This is a genomic window from Saccharomonospora iraqiensis subsp. iraqiensis (assembly GCF_000430445.1).
In the GTDB taxonomy this organism is placed as follows: Bacteria; Actinomycetota; Actinomycetes; order Mycobacteriales; family Pseudonocardiaceae; genus Saccharomonospora; species Saccharomonospora iraqiensis.
Genome location: NZ_KE387064.1, coordinates 10,262 through 28,068 on the forward strand (window position 1 = coordinate 10,262; position 17,807 = coordinate 28,068).

Annotated in this window: 12 protein-coding genes; 5 read left to right on the forward strand and 7 right to left on the reverse strand. The window is 69.1% G+C overall.

What is annotated here, in order from left to right:
* Both ACTIR_RS21960 and ACTIR_RS0105755 read right to left on the reverse strand, forming a co-directional pair.
* On the reverse strand, positions 1-1,268 hold a 1,268-nt coding region (locus ACTIR_RS21960; protein ID WP_161629622.1), incomplete at its 3' end, for an Hsp70 family protein.
* Between the two features lie 191 nt (positions 1,269-1,459).
* On the reverse strand, positions 1,460-5,473 hold the full coding sequence (locus tag ACTIR_RS0105755; protein WP_026453553.1) for a type VII secretion protein EccC: 4,014 nt from the start codon (positions 5,471-5,473) through the stop codon (positions 1,460-1,462).
* A 221-nt stretch (positions 5,474-5,694) separates the two neighbouring features.
* Between ACTIR_RS0105755 and eccD the strand changes: the two genes are divergently transcribed.
* Together eccD and ACTIR_RS0105765 are read left to right on the forward strand one after the other, a co-directional pair.
* Positions 5,695-7,089, forward strand: a complete 1,395-nt coding sequence (gene eccD / locus ACTIR_RS0105760; protein ID WP_034238595.1) for a type VII secretion integral membrane protein EccD — start codon at positions 5,695-5,697, stop codon at positions 7,087-7,089.
* A gap of 40 nt (positions 7,090-7,129) precedes the next feature.
* Positions 7,130-8,728 (forward strand): type VII secretion-associated serine protease mycosin, encoded by a 1,599-nt coding sequence (locus ACTIR_RS0105765; RefSeq protein WP_026453555.1) that lies wholly within the window; start codon positions 7,130-7,132, stop codon positions 8,726-8,728.
* A gap of 454 nt (positions 8,729-9,182) precedes the next feature.
* Here the strand turns inward: ACTIR_RS0105765 and eccB are convergent, their stop codons facing one another.
* Positions 9,183-10,805 carry a type VII secretion protein EccB gene (gene eccB, locus ACTIR_RS0105770; RefSeq protein ID WP_026453556.1) on the reverse strand — a complete coding sequence of 541 codons (1,623 nt, stop codon included), beginning with the start codon at positions 10,803-10,805 and terminating at the stop codon, positions 9,183-9,185.
* A gap of 614 nt (positions 10,806-11,419) precedes the next feature.
* Here eccB and eccE point away from each other — a divergent pair.
* The 3 genes from eccE (at position 11,420) to ACTIR_RS0105790 (ending at position 14,506) form a co-directional block, all read left to right on the forward strand.
* Positions 11,420-12,640, forward strand: coding sequence for a type VII secretion protein EccE (gene eccE / locus ACTIR_RS0105780; RefSeq protein WP_026453558.1), 1,221 nt, complete (start codon positions 11,420-11,422; stop codon positions 12,638-12,640).
* Entirely contained in the window at positions 12,637-13,359 is a 723-nt protein-coding gene (locus ACTIR_RS0105785) for a hypothetical protein (RefSeq protein WP_026453559.1), read from the forward strand. Before eccE ends, ACTIR_RS0105785 begins: the two co-directional genes overlap by 4 nt.
* A 244-nt stretch (positions 13,360-13,603) precedes the next feature.
* The gene (locus ACTIR_RS0105790) at positions 13,604-14,506 is read left to right on the forward strand and encodes a DUF559 domain-containing protein (RefSeq protein WP_034238623.1); all 903 of its coding nucleotides are present in this window, start codon (positions 13,604-13,606) and stop codon (positions 14,504-14,506) included.
* Here the strand turns inward: ACTIR_RS0105790 and truA are convergent.
* The 4 genes from truA to rpsD all read right to left on the reverse strand — a co-directional run bounded on the left by truA (position 14,488) and on the right by rpsD (position 17,802).
* Complete coding sequence (gene truA, locus ACTIR_RS0105795) at positions 14,488-15,417, reverse strand: tRNA pseudouridine(38-40) synthase TruA (RefSeq protein ID WP_026453561.1); 930 nt, start codon at positions 15,415-15,417, stop codon at positions 14,488-14,490. The two genes, ACTIR_RS0105790 and truA, sit on opposite strands and share 19 nt — an antisense overlap.
* Positions 15,414-15,977 carry a 50S ribosomal protein L17 gene (gene rplQ / locus ACTIR_RS0105800; RefSeq protein WP_026453562.1) on the reverse strand — a complete coding sequence of 188 codons (564 nt, stop codon included), beginning with the start codon at positions 15,975-15,977 and terminating at the stop codon, positions 15,414-15,416. The genes truA and rplQ overlap by 4 nt, the downstream gene beginning before the upstream one ends.
* Positions 15,978-16,016: 39 nt before the next feature.
* On the reverse strand, positions 16,017-17,081 hold the full coding sequence (locus ACTIR_RS0105805) for a DNA-directed RNA polymerase subunit alpha (RefSeq protein ID WP_007023287.1): 1,065 nt from the start codon (positions 17,079-17,081) through the stop codon (positions 16,017-16,019).
* Between the two features lie 115 nt (positions 17,082-17,196).
* Positions 17,197-17,802, reverse strand: coding sequence for a 30S ribosomal protein S4 (gene rpsD / locus ACTIR_RS0105810; RefSeq protein WP_007023286.1), 606 nt, complete (start codon positions 17,800-17,802; stop codon positions 17,197-17,199).
* Between the last annotated feature and the right edge of the window lie 5 nt (positions 17,803-17,807).

Sequence of the window (17,807 nt, forward strand, 5' to 3'; positions counted from 1 at the left end):
GGATCCGGCGCCGCCGGTCGCGCCCCCGGCCGCGTGCCCGAGGTCGCCCCGGGGGACGGGGTCCCCGTCGGGCGGCCGGACGGATCCGGTGGCGTGTCGGTCCCGGTCGCCCACTGTGTGCCACCGGTGACCGCTCCGGTGTGGTTCGACGGCACCTCCACCGCCCGCAACGCCCCCCGCGCGACCACGGTCTCCGGCTGGTCCAACGTGGTCGGGAGGACACCGGTGTGTTCGTGGATCAGCCGCGCGACCAGCGGTATCCGACTCGACCCGCCGACCAGGAAGATCGCGGCCAGTTGTCGCGGCCGCAGTCCCGCAGCGTCGGCCGTCGACCGGGTGAGCTCGACGGCCCGCTCCAGCGGATTCGCGATCAGCCGTTCCAGGTCGTCCCGCGTGACGTGCGTGTCGGCGAACGGCGACGGGAGAGGAACGTCGGTGTATGCGTGCCGCGACAGGGTCTCCTTCGCACCACGTACGTCGTGGCGGAGGACCCGGCGGCGACGACGGACGGCGAGCGAACGCCCCTGGACGAGCTCGTCCCACGCGTGCCGGTCGCCCTCGGGGACGAGCGAACCCACATGGTCGAGCAGCGCCTGGTCGATGTCGGCGCCGCCGAACCGTGGATCGCCCCGGGTCGCGAGCACCTCGAAACCGGTGTCGTCGCGAGCGGGGCCGGGAAGGCGCCGGACGACACTCGCGTCGATGGTGCCGCCACCGAGGTCGAGCACGGCGATCTCCCCACCCGGGCCGCCGCCGCACTCCGCGGAGTGGTCCGGCGCGGTCTCCCCGGGCACGAAGGTCGTCGCGTGGAACACGGCCGCCGCCACCGGTTCCGGCACCAGGGCGACCTCGTGGGCGAGCCGCGCGGCGGCCTGACGCAGTACCCGGGTGCGCACCGCTCCCCAGTCCGCGGGGTGGGTGAGCACCAGGAGGGAGACCTCGGCATCGGCCGCGAGTCGCCGGGCTTCGGTGACGGCACGGGACAGCACCGCGCGAACGACGTCGACCACGCTCAGGACCGCGTCACCGAGCAGCAGTTCACCCTCGTCGATGCGTCGCTTGGGGTGCGGTTCGAACCGGGCCGGGTCCACCGCCGCCTGCCGTTCGGCCTCCTGGCCGACGAACAACGTGCCGTCGGGGGCGGCGTAGACGGCCGACGACAGCAGCGGGTGGCCGTCGATGACCACGATCTGGGGTTCCCGACCGTGCACCGACGCGGCAACACAGGTGCTCGATGTCCCGAAGTCCACCGCCACCCGCAGAGTCACCAGCCGCTCCCGCCTGTCGTCGTGGGTGTGTACGCCGGAACCCTGTCAGACACCGCCCGCCAACACCGGCCCCGACGCGCTGGGCCCGCGAACGTGCCCACCCCGGGGCACGGCGCCGCGGTCCGCGGTCGGTCCCCCGGGGTGGGCGCAGTTCGCGGGCGGAATGCGCCCACCCCGGAGGACACGGCACCTCACTCGGGGTTGATCCACGAGACGTGCATCAGCTGCTTGCCGACCTTGCGGCTGACGAAGTAGCCGCGCCCCGGCGGCATCGGGCCCGCCTTCACGTTGCCGAGCAGCTGCCCCTCGTCCTTCGACCCGTTCATCACCATGCCGGGCATGGCGAGCTCCTTGAGCTTGCCGAGGATCGGGTCCATGCCGGTCCGGGCCGCACCACCCGTGCGCCGGGCCACCACCATGTGCAGCCCGACATCCTTGGCCTGGGCGAGGTATTCGGACAACGGCTTCAGCGGGTTGTTCGTCGACGTCGCCACCAGGTCGTAGTCGTCGACCACGACGAACAGTTCGGGGCCGCTCCACCACGACCGGTCCTTGAGCTGTTGCGGCGTCACGTCCGGCCCCGGCAGCCGCTTCTGCATCGACTGCGCGACCTCCTTGACCATGTCCTCCAGCTGGTTGGCCGAGACCGCGTAGCCGAGCAGCTGGTCGCCCTCGACGAACCCGAGCATCGTGCGCCGGTAGTCCACCAGGATGATCACGGCTTCCTGCTTGGTGTGGCGCTCGGTGATGCCCCGCACGATCTGCCGCAACAGGTTCGTCTTGCCCGACTCACCGTCGGCGTAGGCGAGGAAGTGCGGGTCGGCGTTGAAGTCGAGGTAGACCGGGGCCAGCTCGTCCTCGTCGACACCGATCGGGATGAGCTTGGTGTCGCGGTACTTGTCCTGCGCGAGCAGTTCCTCGTACGGCATGAGGTCCGGCAGCAGCCGCACCTTCGGTGCGGGCCTGCCCTGCCACGCCGACGCCACCTTGGACACGGCGTCGACGACGCCGTCACCCAGGTCGTCGTCGCTGCTGGATCCGTCGATGCGCGGCAGCCCTCCGAGGAAGTGCAGCTTGTCCCTGGTCAGGCCGCGTCCCGGGCGACCGGCGGGGACGTTGACGGCGACCCTGCGATCGATGTCCGACTCGCTCGGGTCACCCAGCCGCAGCTCGAACCGGGTGCCGAGCATGTCCTTGATCGCGGGGCGGATGTCGGCCCACCGGTTCGACGAGATGATCACGTGGACGCCGTAGGTGAGGCCCTGCACCGCGAGCTTGGTGATCTGCGGCTCGAGCTCCTCGAAGTCGTCCCGCAACGCCCGCCATCCGTCGACGACGAGGAACGCGTCGCCGAAGGCGTCCTGCTCCGCGGTGATGTCGCCGCGGCGCTTGCGGTTGCGGAAGTCGTTCATCGAATCCACGCCGAGCGTGCCGAACCGGGACTCCCGCTCGTTGGCCAGCGTCGTCAACTCGGCCACGATCCGGCGGGCCTTGTCCGGTTCCCGCCGCGCGACGGCCACGCCACCGACGTGCGGCAGCTTCTCCAGGGGAGCGAGCGTGCCACCACCCAGGTCGATGCAGAAGAACTGCGCCTCCTCGGGCGTGTGCGTCAGGGCCGTCGACATGATCAGTGTCCGCAGCATCGTCGACTTGCCCGACTGCGGGCCACCGACGACCACACCGTGCCCGGCGGCACCGGAGAAGTCCGCCCACAACGGGTCACGCCGCTGCTCGTACGGGCGGTCGACGATCCCCAGCGGGATCTGCAACCGACCGTTGCCGAAGAACCCGACCGGTGACAGCCCCCGGTCCTCCGTGGGATTCAGGTTCGGCAGCAACGTGTCGAGCGAGTTCGGCTCCTTCAGCGGCGGCAACCACACCTCGTGTGCGGGAGGGCCCTGGCCCACGAGCCGGCCGACGATGACGTCGAGTTCGCTCGGCTCCACGGCCTCGTCCGACTCGGCCTGCTGTTGCGGTTCCGGTTCGGGCTCGGGTTCCGGTTCCGGCTCGGTGGGCAGTTCCACGAAGTCGGGCACGAACAACTGTGGACGCTTGTCCGCGCGGACGACCTTGGCGCCCGGGGCCGCGGCCTTGATCCCCGCGGGCCGGTACGGGCCCGAGACGTAGGACGCCTTGAACCGCTCCAGCGTCGACGTGTCGTACTTCAGGTACCCACCACCGGGGACGGACGGCAGTTCGAACGCGTCCGGAACGCCGATCGCGGCCCTCGACTCGGCGGCGGAGAACGTCTTCAGACCGATGCGGTAGGACAGATGCGAATCCAGCCCGCGCAACTTGCCTTCCTCCAGCCGCTGGGACGCCAGCAGCATGTGCATCTGCAGCGACCGGCCGAGCCGTCCGATGGCCACGAACAGGTCGATGAAGTCCGGCTTCTCCGACAGCAGCTCGGAGAACTCGTCCACGACGATGAACAACGCGGGCAACGGGTCCAGGTCGGCCCCGTTCTCCCTGGCCTTCTCGTACTCCCAGACGTTCTTGAAGTTGCCGCCGTTCTTCAGCGCCTCCTGCCGCCGGTTCATCTCCCCGGCGAGGGCGTCCTTCATCCGGTCGACGAGGGTCACCTCGTCGGCCAGGTTGGTGATGACCGCCGAGACGTGCGGCGCCTTGTCGAGACCGAGGAACGTCGCGCCACCCTTGAAGTCGACGAGGACGAAGTTGAGCGACGTCGACGAATGCGTCGCGAGCATCCCCAACACCAGGGTGCGCAGGAACTCGGACTTACCGGAACCGGTGGCCCCGATACACAGGCCGTGCGGGCCCATGCCCTCCATCGCCGCTTCCTTGATGTCGAGCTCGACCGGCTGGCCGTTCTCACCGACCCCGAACGGTACGCGGTACCGGTCCCGGACCGGGCGCGGCCGCCACGCCTGCTGCACGTCGAACGTCATCGGATCACCGGGGATGCCGAGCAGCTCCAGCAGCGACGGGTTCGACAGCAGCGGCTGCTCCTCGCCGTCGTCGGCGGCGCCGGTGCTCATCCGGTAGGGAGAGATCTTGCGGGCCAGCGCCTCGACCTCGACCCTGCTCAACGTGTCGGGCCCGCCGAACCACTCGACACCGCCCGAGCTGCGCGCACCGAGCCGCTCCTTCTCCACGACCAGCCGCAACCCACGCCGCGCCGCGAGATTGCCGATCGAGTCGGACAGGTCGAGCAACGTGACGCCGACGAGTCCCTCCTCCAGCAGGATCTGTTCCTCACCGGTGACGTCGGCGTCGTCGAGGACGATGACGATGTGCGGCTGGTCCGGGGGCGGTGTGGCGTTGCGGGAGAACCGCTGCCGGTCCCGCAGCTCCTCCTCCAGCCACTGTTCGACCTGCGCCAGCGACCCGCCCATCATGCGCAGCTGACCGATCCCGTCGGACAACGTGGGGTGCTGGACGTGGGGCAGCCACTTCGCCCACTCCCAGTCCTCCTTCGCCCGTCCGGTGGTGGCCACGGCGATCAGCACGTCGTCCGGACTGTGGAAGGTCACCAACTGGGCGAGCATCGCGCGGGCGAGACCACGGGTCAGTTCCCGCTCGCCCTGCATGCCCACCGCGGCGAAGCCACGCAGCGTGATCTGCGTCGGAAGATCCGGCACGATCGAGTGAGCACGGACGAACCGGCGGAGCGCCAGGGTCGCGATCGGTTCCAGCTCGTCGACCGGCCCGGTCTGCGGCGGAACGAGCCGGGTCGCCAACCGGTGCGAACTCCGGCCGACCCGCAGGTGGAGGAAGTCCTGGTCGTTCTGCCTCCGTTCCCACATCCGCCTGCTCGTCGCGAGGGACCAGAGGCTCTCCGGGTCGGGATGCACCCATTCCAGCGACGCCCGCTGCTCCACCATCGCCTCACGGGCGCGGTCCCGCATCTGACCGAGATACCGCAGGTAGTCCTTGCGGTCCTCGTTCATCTCCGCCTTCTTCTGCTGGCCCCCACGACCGCCGCCCGCGAGCATGCCGACCATCGACATCATCATCATCAGCGGCATCATCATCATGAACGGGCTGGGCGGGCCGTCGCTCGCGGTGAACATGAAGGCGACCATGCCCAGCATCGCCACGACCATGACGACCGGCATCAGCTTCATGAGGATGTTGCCGGGGATCGTCCTCGGGACCTCGGGCGGCGGCTCGAGGTGGACCTCACCACCCGGCGGGCGGGGAGCAGCAAGCCGTGGCGACCGCTTGAACTGCAGCGTGCTCACCGAAAGGACCCCTCTTCGACTCGGCGACGGCGGCCGACGCGGGAAACGCGAACCGGCACATTCACCGGAACTGCCCCCACGCCTGGCCCGGGTGCGTTAATACTAGAGCGGCATCACGACATCATGGGGCCGGTTCGGCAAGATACCGGGCCCGGCCGGGGTTGTTTCCGCGACGCGGTATAAACGTCCGGCGGCGAAATCTCCAGGTAGGGGGCGAACAGGTGGCAACGGGCACGACGGTTTTCAGCAGGGTGACGGTGGTCGCGCCGCGCACCCGGATCGACGTCGCGCTGCCGGCCGACGTGGCGGTGGCCGACCTGATGCCCATGCTGTTGAACATGGCCAACGAGGCCACTCCGGACGGCGGCGCCCGGCACGGCGGCTGGGCGCTGGCGAAGCTCGGGGACTCCCCGTTGGATCCGAGCCGGACGCTGGCCTCGCTCGGCATCGTCGACGGGGAACTGCTGCAACTGCGCAAGCGCAACGAGAACCCGCCGCCCCCGCTGTACGACGACGTGGTCGACGCGATCGCGGAAGCCGATCCGGACAGTTTCCGGCCCTGGACCAAGGAGACCGCGCGCCGGATCGGACACGTCGCGGGCGGGCTGGCGCTGCTGCTGTCCGCCGTGGCGCTGTTCCTCAGCGGTTCGTTGTTCGGTGGCAACTCGTTGGCCACCGCGATCACCGGCGGCGTGGCCGCGATCGCCTGTGTCGCGATGGGCGCGACGCTGGTGAAAGCCTACGACGCGGAATCGACCGGCGTGCTCGTCGCTGCCGCGGGTGGACTCCCACTGGCGTTCGTGAGCGGGTTCCACATCGTTCCCGACGGGGCACTGCGACCGAGCCTGCTGCTCGCCAGTGCGCTGCTGGTGGTGTTCGCGGCGGCCTGCATCCTGGTGATGGGCACGGGGATCACCACGTTCATCGCCGCCGCCACGGCGGGCGTCTTCGGCGTGCTCGCCTTCCTCGTCGCCACCCTGGTGGCACATCCCGCCCCCGGCATCGCCGCGGGCACCGTCGCCGTCGCGCTCGCGGGCATCTCCATTCTGCCAAGGGCCACGATCTGGCTCGCGAAACTGCCGCTGCCGCAGGTCCCGAACACCGCGGAGGAACTGAAGGAGGATTCCGAACAACCGGACTACTCCGCGATCGAACGCAGGACCAGCGTCGCGCACAACTACATGACCGGACTGCTGGTCGGCAGCGGTGCGGTCACCGCGGTCGCCGCCGTCATCACCGCCTCGTCCGGGGATGTCTGGGGCATCCTCACCGCCGTCGCGGCCACGCTGGTGTTGTTGCTACGTGGGCGCACCTACGCCAACGGCGCGCAGGCCGTCGCATTGCTGACCACCGGCATGGCCGCCGCGGGCGGCATCCTCGTGGGTTGGTTGTGGACCGAGGACCCCACCGGTCGGATCCTGTGGATCTTCGGTGTACTCGTGCTGCTCGGCGCCGCGGCGCTCGTGCTCGGCGTCGTGTTCCCGGACCAGCGGTTCACCCCGCCGATGCGCCGCACCGTCGAGATCTTCGAGGCCGTCTGCATCGCCTCGGTGATCCCGCTCGCCCTCGCCGTGATGGGGCTGTACTCCACTCTGCGGCACCTCGACATCGGCTGATGCTTTCCAGAGACGGCGCCACGACTGCTAGGGGGTTCGCGTGCGGACGGTCCGGACGGTGAAGAGGGGTTCCGCACTCGTGCTGGTCCTGACGACCGGCTTCGTCGGGCCCGGCGCGATGCCGCTCGCCGCTCAGGAACAGGACGAGACGCCGACCGCCGGGTACTACGCGTCGCCGCCGCCCGTCGACATGGGCGTACTACCGGACGACAGCGGCACACCCGACAAGCCCTATGTCCAGAAGGTCGCCTGCGTCGAGCGCAACCCGGAGCACGACGCGGACATCCAGAACGCACCCTGGGGTCAGCAGTTCCTGCGCGTCGGTGACGTCCACGCGCTGATGCGGTCGACACTCGGTTCGGTCGGGGCGAAGTCCGACGGGGACCCGGTCCAGGTGGCCGTCATCGACACCGGAGTCACCCGGCACCCGCACTTCCAGGACCGGGTGGAGGAGGGCGGAGACTACGTCGACCCCGCGGGGAACGGCGTCGAGGACTGCGACGGACACGGCACCCAGGTCGCCGGGATCATCGCCGCCGATACGCCCGCCGACATCGCATTCACCGGGATGGCGCCCGACGCGCGGATCATCTCCATCCGGCAGTCCAGCCAGAACTACTCGCCCGACGAGGACGGCGCCGCAGCCGAGCAGGAGCAGGACTCCGACGACGACTCCGGTGACGGGGACGACGACGCGGGCTCCGGTGACGGTGGGTCGGACGAGTCCGGGGACGGCGGCTCCGAATCGCTGGTCGGGGACACCGGTCCGGCTCAGGACAGCCGGACACAGGAAGGTGGCGGTGCGGGAACGTTGGACACCCTCGCCCAGGCGATCGTGCGGGCGACCAGACAGGGTGTCGACGTCATGAACATCTCCATCAACCACTGTCGTCCCGCGGACGGCGGTGTCATGCCGGAGGAGCGGCGGCTGCAGGCAGCGGTGCGCAACGCCGTCCGGAACGACGTCGTGGTCGTGTCCGCGGCGGGCAACGTGTCGAAGCGTTGCGAGCAGAACGACCAGGAGCCCGGTACCCCGCCGAACACGGTCGTGAGTCCCCCGTGGTTCGCCGACGACGTGCTCTCCGTCGCGGCGATCGACCGCACCGGCGGTGTCGCCGACTTCAGCATCCACGGCCCGTGGGTGAGCGTGGCGGCGCCGGGGACCGACATCACGTCGCTCGACCCGGCCGAGGGCTCCCGCCGACTCACCAACATGATGATCGAGAATGCCGAGCCGGCTTCGATCAAGGGGACGAGCTTCGCCGCGCCCTATGTCGCCGGACTGGCGGCACTGGTCCGTGCGAAGTACCCCGATCTCGACGCCCGGGAGGTGATGCACCGTATCGAGTTCACGGCGCATCACCCGGCGGCGCCCGGAGGACGGGACAACTTCGTCGGCCACGGCGTCATCAACCCGATGGCGGCGCTGACGGCGACGGTGCCGTCCGAGGAGGGACTCCCGGCGGCGCGGGCGGAGGCCCTCCCCTCGGACATGCCGCCCCCCGCCGACCGCAACTGGACCCCGGTCGTGGTCGCGGTGGTGGGCTCCGGCGGCGCGCTCACCGCTCTCCTCGTCACCCTGTTCGTCGTGCACACGATCCGCCGAAACCGCCCGACGAACACCACCCCCTCCCCCTGACCGGGCCCGCCGGGCCTGCCGTGCCCCGAGGGCACGGCAGGCCCGGGAACATTCCGCGGGCAGAACGCCCCACCACGGCACCCGCACCAACGCCGAACAACCACAGGGCCGCCCGAGCCCGTCCCCGGAACCGCGACGACAGGGCGGTTCAGTCTCCGTGGGGGACGTTTCGCGGGCGGATCGCTCCACCTACCCCCATGTACCCCGTAGGCGCACGCGCACCGACGACGGGCGACACCGCCGGGCGTGACACTCGGCTTCTCGGCCGCTCAGCCGCCCCGCGGCCGGGGCCGGCGAGGGGAGGCGGGGCGCGTTTCGCGGGCGGAATGTCGTTCGCCGGGGCACCGACTCGGCGGTGCCCCGGCGATACGGCGGCGTGTCGAGCTGGGTCGTTCGGCTCAGCGGGATCGCGGGGTCGGTGGAGGTGGGGACGCTCGACCGGTTCCGCAGGGGGTCAGTTCCCTCCCCGCACTCCACCGGAACCGTCGGCGGCGGCCCGGTCGTTCGGTTCCACCCGCCCGGAGCCTTCGTCCACCGGCACGTAGTCGAAGGTCCGCTGCGCGTCCTGTGGGTTCAACGACGCGCCGGCCGGCAACAATTTGATGATCGACTCCGGCGCCGGGTCGGTCTGTGGGAGTCCCAGCCCCCGCGCGATCTCCGCACTCGGGATTCCGTAGCGCACACCGCGATCGGAGATCAATTGGATGCTTCCCCGACCGAATGTCTCCTTGGTGGTCGCCGACCGGACGACACCGGCGTGGCCGGGCCGCATGTAGAAGCCGTCGACCTTCATGTTGTCCGGCCCCGGGGTACCGATGGGCACCGTGTCCGGCTCGTTGTTGTCGTCCTTCGGCCCGGGCAGCACACTGCCGACGTACACCGAGGTGGTGGCGTCCCGCTGCTCTCCTTCTCCCTCGATGGCCCAGCCGAGGCACGCGACAGGGTGCTGCATCGGATCGAGAACCGTCGGGACGGCATCCGGGTAGTGCTGCACGTCGATATAGCCCTCGTCACCGGGTCCCACCCGCGGCAGCGACTGCAACTTGTCCGGCGCGACGGTCACAGCTTCCCGCGTGAGGGTTTCCTCGAAGAGGATCATGTCCGCGACAGCGGTGGAAACCGCCTGTACACCTGTCCGGGTGACAACATACTGATCGACACTCTCGGTGAGGTGGGTCTCGAACACCGCTCCGACCGGAAGCCCGTCGACGTCGTATCCCTCCGGGGACTCGCCCGCGCCGGGGATCGTCGGCGCAGCGAGCTCTCCCACCGACGGGATCGCGTTGAGAAGCCCCATCGAGATCTTCCGCACGAACCGCTCGTCGAGGTTGAGAGCCGCGGCCACCGATTTCTCGGTCAGATCGACCCGGGCGCGCACCGTGTTCGCATTCAGGGTGTTCGCGTCACTCTTCTGCCGGTAGACGAGATAATGGTTACCGTCATCGGCCGAGACCAGCAACGCCTGTCGTTGCCCCAGTTGCCGGCCGAGTTCGCGCACACCGGCGAAGACGGTCGTTTCGGTCCCCGCTCGCTCCCGTGCGACCCGGTCGGTCAAACTTCTGTCCATAGTGGTCTGATCGCAGACGGCCCAGTTCGGCGACACGAGCTGATCCTTGTTCGGGAGAAGGTCCGGGCCGCCCGGGATGCCGTGCATACGGTTCCGCGGTATGTCCTTGAGCTGGTCGTCGGGAACCACCTCGGGAGGCGCGGGCTGAGCGGCCTCGGCACCGCCGCCCTCCCCCTGCGACCGCGCCATGAGAAGCAGTCTGGCCGACGCCAGATTGAACGTCGGGACCAACTCCTTCGGATTCCCCATGACGACGTAGACACTGCCGGACTGCTCGCCGATGACGATGCCCGAGTCCGGAGGCTTCGGGGCAGGCTTGAAGAAGCCCACCACGATGAACGCCACCATCCCCAGAGCACCCAGGACGACCCCGACGATCGTGGCCCGTGAGTGCGTGCTCATGGGATCGTGCAGCATGACGGCGTCCTTGCGGACCAGCGCGGACTGCATGCGGCGCAACACGAACCGGTACGCCTGGACTTGCGACTTGCTTGTCGGTGTTGACGGCATTCTCGACCTACAGCTCTCCCACTCGCGGTACGGTTCCGCAGGATAGCCGCACGGGACCCGTTGGGTGTTGGTTTCTACCAAGTCCGACCGGCCTCGGATCCGTCGGGATCGGCTGTCCAGCTCAGTCACAGGCACGAGGGGAAGAGAACGAGCGGATGTCCGTCAGCACTCCTCCACGCCCTCCGGGCCCCCCGGGGGGCCAACCCCCGTCCGGGCGTCCACCGGGGCCACCGCCACGTCCGGGAGGCCCGGGACCGGGAGGCCCTAACGGACCCGGAGGACCGGCCCGACCGGGTGGTCCCCCTGCGGGCCCGCCACCGGGTCCGGGTGGGCGCCCCGGCGCTCCGGCCGGACCACAGAAACCCGCGGGCCCGCCTCCGGGAGGTCCCTCCCCCGGAGGTCCGCCACCGGGAGGACCTCCGGGAGGCGGCTCGGGTGGGCCTGGTGGGCCTGGTGGGCCTGGTGGGCCTGGTGGGCCCGGTGGACCGGGAGGTCCCGGTGGGCCCGGCGGACCGGGCGGTGGCCCGTCAGAGCCGGGGAGTTCCGGAGAGCCCCCCGGTGGCCAGGGAGACTCCGGAAGCACGACGCGTGAGGTACCGCCCGCACGACGCCGGATGGCGGCGGCGAGCTTCGGTCTGTTCCCGGTAGCCAACATCGTGGTGCTCGAGCTGGGGTTCGCGATCGGCCTCGTCCTCGTCGCGATCAACGACGGGTTGCTCTACCCGGCGCTCGGCGTCACCGCCGTGGCACTTGTCCTGGCCTTCCTCCGGTGGAAGGGCCAGTGGTTCACGCAATGGGCAGGACTCACGGTCCGCTACGCGCTTCGATCGCACGATCGCGTGATCACCCCACCGGATCCGACCAATGTCGAGCCCGTCGCCGTCGGGGAGGACGACGACGAGGAAGTCCTCGGACCCGAGGACGCCCGCGTCAGTCTGCTGCGACTCGCGGTGCCCGATCTCGTCGTGGCGAAGACGAAGGACCATGAGCATCACGAGGTCGGGCTCGCCTGGCACGACGGAACGTGGACGGCGGTTCTCCTGGTGGAACCGACACCGGCACTGATCACCCAGGCGGGTGCCGCACCGAGCCTTCCCCTCGCGGCACTGGCTCCCTGCCTGGAGGACCGTGGAGTCATTCTCGACTCGATCCAGATGACCTCGCACTGCTACCCGGGCAGTGCGGCCCTCCCGGCGGAGTCACCGGCACTCGAGTCCTACCTGGAGGTTCTCGGGCCGTTGTCCGCTCCGGCGCGACGCACCACCTGGATCTCCGTCCGACTCGACCCGAAACGGTGTCCGACGGCTGTCTGTGAACGCGGCGGGGGTGTCGTCGGCGCGCACAGAGCGCTGATGGGTGCCCTGTCGCGCGTCCGCAACGCACTGGAGTCACAGGGGGTGCCGACCAGGCCGTTGAACCCCGAGGAACTGCTGAGGTCGGGTATTTCCGCGGCCGAACTGACCGACGTCGCCGGTTCGACCACCCGTGTCCGGCTGCACGAAAAGTGGGGCGGGGTCACCGCCGCCGGGATCGGGCACGCCAGTTACGCGATCACCGGGTGGCCGAAGGGGCGGATCAGCAGCAACCTCAACGCGCTCACCAGTGTCCGCGCGTTGTCCGCGACCGTCGCCATGTCCCTCTCGCCCGCGTCCGACGAGGGTAAGGTCGGGCTGCGGGGCGTCGTCCGTATCAGCGCGCGGAATCCACGAGAACTCGAGGCGGGCGATCAACGGTTGACGAGCGTCTCCGAACGGATCGGGGTCACGCTGACACCGCTCCGTGGATCGCAGGCCTCCGGATTCGCCTCGACGTTACCCCTGGGAGGTACCGCGTGAGCACCCGTGTGCACGACGCGAACGAGGCCACAGGTGTGGCACCGGAATTCGTCGTCGATCCCGAACTGCTCGACGTTGTCAGCCCCTCGGGTGACCGTGGGGGGATCGTGCTCGGATCGGGGCTGCAGGGGGAACCGCTGACGGTCTCCGCGCTGCGGTCGGCTCCCACGCGGATCGTTCTGGTGGGTGGACTGTACCTGTCCCGGCAGGTCGCGCTGCGCGCGATGGCGGTCGGTGCCTGGGTCGTCATCGCGACCGGACGTCCCGCGGCCTGGCATGTCCTGCCCAAGGCGGCGGGGCAGCAACAGAACGGACAGCCCTCGCCGTTGGTCCAGATCCGGCGACTCTCACCGGTCGAACTGCCCAGGCCCTCGGAAGACGCACCGCTACTCGTCGTCCACGACGGCGGTCCGACACCACAGGATCTGTTTCCTCCACGCTCGCCGTGGCAGACGACGATCTATGTCCTGCCCTACCTCCATCCGCAGGCGGGTGCACTGGCGAACGCGGCGGATCTGGTGCTGATGCAGCGGCTTCCCGCGGGACAGGCGGAACTCGCGGGTCGCATCTGGCGGCTCCCGCCGCAGATGATGCGGCAGCTGACGACCTTGAAGGACGACCAGGTCGTTGCCCTGGGCCGTAACCTGTGGCGCCCGCTCCGCCTGGTCACCACTCCCAAGGAGCAGCAACTCCTCGGCCCGGTCCGCCGCGGCGACTGACCTCGTCCCTCCTACCCTGCCCGCCCGCCCGGCACCTGCCGTGGTCCCGGGCGGGCGGGGGTGGGTCGTTTCGCGGGCGGACGGAGGTAGGGCGTTTTGCGGGCGGACCGCGCTGCTTTCGCACGTCTGTTGCCTGTCAAGGCGTCGTCCGGCGCCAGTGGACAAGTGCGTCTTCCCGAGGAACCTGTGGACAACTGCTGGTCGTGAAGAGACGTGTGTCGGCGCTGTGGGTCAGGCTGTGTCCATGCACTCAGCGACGACACGAATCGACATCAACGACGTCTTCCGTGGCTCGGCGGCACGCTCCGCGGGATACCTCACCGCGGCACAGCTTCGGGGCCCGCGGTTCCGCCGTCTTTTCCAGGACGTCTACGCACCCGCCCACCTCGAGGTCACTCACGAACTCCGCTGCCGCGGAGCAGCGCTGATCGTTCCGAAGCGTGCGGTTCTGACCGGGCGCTCGGCAGCGACCGTTCTGGGCGTCGACCTCGCCAAGCCGAACGATCCGGTGGAATTCGTCGTACCCGAGGAAGCACGCTTCGGCCCGGTCCGTGGTATCCACGTCCGGCGAACCGCCGTGGGGAGGAAGGAATCCCGGCCGTGGCACGGTGTGCGGATAGCACGGCCCTGCCGCATCGCGCTCGACCTGCTCCTACGGCACTCTCCACGCACCCGTAGCTGGGTACGCAGACTTCGACTCGCCGTTCCTGATCTGGACGCCTTCATCCGTGCCCGTATGGTTTCCCGAGCAAGACTCGGGCGCATACTCTATCGCCGCCGTAACCGGGGGATTCGGCTCGCGCGGAAGGCGTTCGAGATGTCCGACGACCGGGCAGAGTCACTCCCGGAATCGGAACTGCGGGTCGTCCTGGTGTGTGGGGGATTCAAGCCGACACCGCAATACCGCATCGTCCGGGCGGGCAGGGAGGTGGCCCGACTCGATCATGTCCTTCAGGAGAGCAAGACAGCCGTCGAATACGACGGCCTGTGGCACCGGACCAAACGGCAGTTGCGGCGGGACAAGCTGCGTCGGAAGTGGTTGAGCGCGGAGGGGTGGCGATTCGTCATCATCACCGCGGAAAAGCTCGCCGGGGACCACGAACGGTTGCTCGCCGAAGTGCGTGAGGCTCACTTCCGAAACCGCTGATCGGCCGACCCGGTACTGCGCACATTACGAGTGATCTCCGCCCGGGTCGCCAGCTGTTCGTCCGGTGGGTACTCGACACGGACCAGTGTCAACCCGTGGGCAGGAGCGACCACGCTGCTACGGTCCCCCAGGGCCAACAGTTCCGCCGGCCAGTCGACCCCTCTCCGACCATCACCCACGTAAAGCAACGCACCAACGAGACTTCGCACCATCGAGTGGCAGAAGGCGTCCGCCGACACGTGCAGCACCAAGTCATGCTCGTCGACGCGTTCCCAGCGGAGGTGGCGCAACTCCCGGATTGTCGTCGCACCCTCTCTTCGCTTGCAGAAGGCGGCGAAGTCGTGCAGGCCGACAAGGTGGGTCGCCGCCTCGTTCATGGCCTCCACGGAGAGCTCCCGTGGCCACGCCAACGTATCCCGACGGCGGAGCGGACTCACCCCCCAGGCCGCATCCGACACCCGGTACTCGTAATGACGTTCCGCAGCCGAAAAGCGTGCGTCGAAACCCGCAGGGGCACGCCGAACGTCGAACACCCGTACATCTGCGGGCAGAGCGCGGTTCACCCGGTACCGAGCTTGTCCGAGGTCGGGGACGCCATCGGCGTCGACCGTCATCCTCCGCCGATCTCGCGTTCCGCCCGCAAAACGCGCCACGTCCACATGGACCACCTGGCCGGTGGCGTGGACGCCGGTGTCGGTGCGGCCGGCCACGACTATCGGGGTGCGGACGGAGGCACCCGGGGGTTGCTTCGTCAGGGCGTCCTCCAGGACGCCCTGCACCGTGCGAAGTGTCGGTTGGCGGGCCCAGCCGTAGAAGTCCGTACCGTCGTAGCCGAGATCGAGGCGGAGACGAACGAGCCCGCCGTCCCCGTGGGGAACGGCGGGCTCGTTCGTCTCGTGCTGAGCCGTCAGGACTCGTCCTTCTTGTCGCTCGGCTCCTCGACGGCGTCGTTCGACTCGTCCGCGTTGTCTGCCTCGGCCTCATCGCCCGGGCCGGACGTCTCCCCGTCCTGCCCGGCGGACTCCTCCGTGGTGGACTCGGGCTGCGGCTTCTGCGCAGCCTCGTCCTTCGCGAACTTCGTCTTCCGTGCGGCCTCCGCCTCGGAGGTCACCGTCTTCTCCGGGACCAGCTCGATGACCGCCATGGGCGCATTGTCACCCTTGCGCGGCAGCGTCCTGGTGATCCGCACATAGCCACCGTTGCGGTCGCTGTAGAACGGTCCGATCTCGGCCATCAGCTTGTGCACGACGTCCTTGTCCCGGATCGTCCGCATGATCTGACGCCGATTGTGCAGGTCACCACGCTTCGCCTTGGTGATCAGCTTTTCGGCGAGCGGGCGCACCCGCTTGGCCTTCGCCTCGGTCGTGGTGATCTTGCCGTGCTCGAACAACGACGTAGCCAGGTTGGCCAGCATCAACCGCTCGTGCGCAGGCGATCCGCCGAGACGGGATCCCTTCGTGGGGGTGGGCATCGGTTCTCCTCGTTTGAGCTTCTAGCGCCGCAGGACCACTTACAGCTGTTCCGTCTCCGCGAAGTCCTGGCCGTCGTCGGGGCCGGTGTCGGGGAAATCGGTCGCGGTGTCCGCGCCCCACGTCTCCCCCTCGTAGGTGGACGCAGCGGCAGTGGGGTCGAACCCGGGCGGGCTGTCCTTCAGCGCGAGGCCCAGACCGACGAGCTTCATCTTGACCTCGTCGATCGACTTGGCGCCGAAGTTCCGGATGTCGAGCAGGTCGGCCTCGCTCCGCGAGACCAGTTCGCCGACCGTGTGAATCCCCTCGCGCTTCAGGCAGTTGTACGACCGCACCGTCAGGTCCAGGTCCTCGATCGGCATCGCGTAGGCCGCGATGGTGTCCGCCTCCTGCGGCGACGGCCCGATCTCGATGCCCTCCGCGTCGACGTTGAGCTCACGGGCGAGCCCGAACAGCTCGACCAGCGTCCTGCCCGCCGACGCGACCGCGTCCCTCGGCGTGAGGGACGGCTTGGTCTCCACGTCGAGGATCAGCTTGTCGAAGTCGGTCCGCTGTTCGACACGGGTCGCCTCGACCTTGTACGTCACCTTCAGCACCGGCGAGTAGATCGAGTCGATCGGGATACGACCGATCTCGGCACCGGCCTGCTTGTTCTGCAGAGCGGGCACGTACCCGCGGCCACGCTCGACGACCAGTTCGATCTCGAGCTTGCCCTTGTCGTTGAGCGACGCGATCTGCAGATCCGGGTTGTGCACCGTCACCCCGGCGGGGGGCACGATGTCCGCCGCGGTCACCTCGCCCGGCCCCTGCTTGCGCAGGTACATCGTGACGGGCTCGTCCTCCTCCGAGGAGACGACGAGTTCCTTGAGATTCAGGATGATTTCGGTGACATCTTCCTTGACGCCCGGCACGGTGGTGAACTCGTGCAGCACGCCGTCGATACGGATGCTCGTGACCGCGGCACCCGGGATCGACGACAGCAGCGTGCGCCGCAACGAGTTGCCGAGGGTGTAGCCGAAGCCCGGCTCCAGCGGTTCGATCGTGAACCGTGAGCGCGTCTCGTTGACCGTCTCCTCGCTGAGAGTCGGCCGCTGGGAAATCAGCACTGTCCTTCTTCCTTTCCTACCGGCGCCCGCCATATGACGCCGAAAGGGATGGCGTGGTGGCGGCGCGCTCGGGGCGCCGCCACCCGATCCGGACCGGCACCGGGCCGGTGCCGGATCACCTCGAGTAGAACTCGACGATCAGTTGTTCCTGCACCGGAATGTCGATCTGTGCGCGCTCGGGCAACTGGTGCACGAGGATGCGCAGGTTCGACGGAACGACCTGCAGCCAGCCGGGCACCGGGCGCTCGCCCAGCGACTCCTTGGCCGCGACGAACGGCAGCATCTGCAGCGACTTCGGCCGGACATCGATGATGTCGAACTTCGTGACGCGGTAGCTCGGGATGTTGACGTTCGTCCCGTTCACCGTGAAGTGGCCGTGGCTGACCAGCTGCCGGGCCTGGCGGCGGGTCCGCGCGAGCCCCGCGCGGTACACGACGTTGTCCAGCCGCGACTCCAGGATCTGCAGCAGGTTCTCGCCGGTCTTGCCGGGACGCCGCGTGGCCTCCTCGTAGTAGCGGCGGAACTGCCGCTCGACAATGCCGTACGAGTGACGGGCCTTCTGCTTCTCCTGCAGCTGCAGCAGGTACTCGCTCTCCTTGACCCGGCCGCGGCCGTGCTGGCCCGGCGGGTAGGGGCGACGCTCGAAGGCCTTGTCGCCACCGACGAGATCGACCTTGAGGCGACGCGAGAGACGGGTCGCGGGGCCGGTGTATCGAGCCATGGTTC

What these genes read in the sequence shown, in the direction of transcription:
- eccB (WP_026453556.1), bottom strand. Translation starts at nt 10,805, where the DNA reads ATGCCGTCAACACCGACAAGCAAGTCGCAAGTCCAGGCGTACCGGTTC.
- eccE (WP_026453558.1), top strand. Translation starts at nt 11,420, where the DNA reads ATGGCGGCGGCGAGCTTCGGTCTGTTCCCGGTAGCCAACATCGTGGTG.
- ACTIR_RS0105790 (WP_034238623.1), top strand. Translation starts at nt 13,604, where the DNA reads ATGCACTCAGCGACGACACGAATCGACATCAACGACGTCTTCCGTGGC.
- rplQ (WP_026453562.1), bottom strand. Translation starts at nt 15,977, where the DNA reads ATGCCCACCCCCACGAAGGGATCCCGTCTCGGCGGATCGCCTGCGCAC.
- rpsD (WP_007023286.1), bottom strand. Translation starts at nt 17,802, where the DNA reads ATGGCTCGATACACCGGCCCCGCGACCCGTCTCTCGCGTCGCCTCAAG.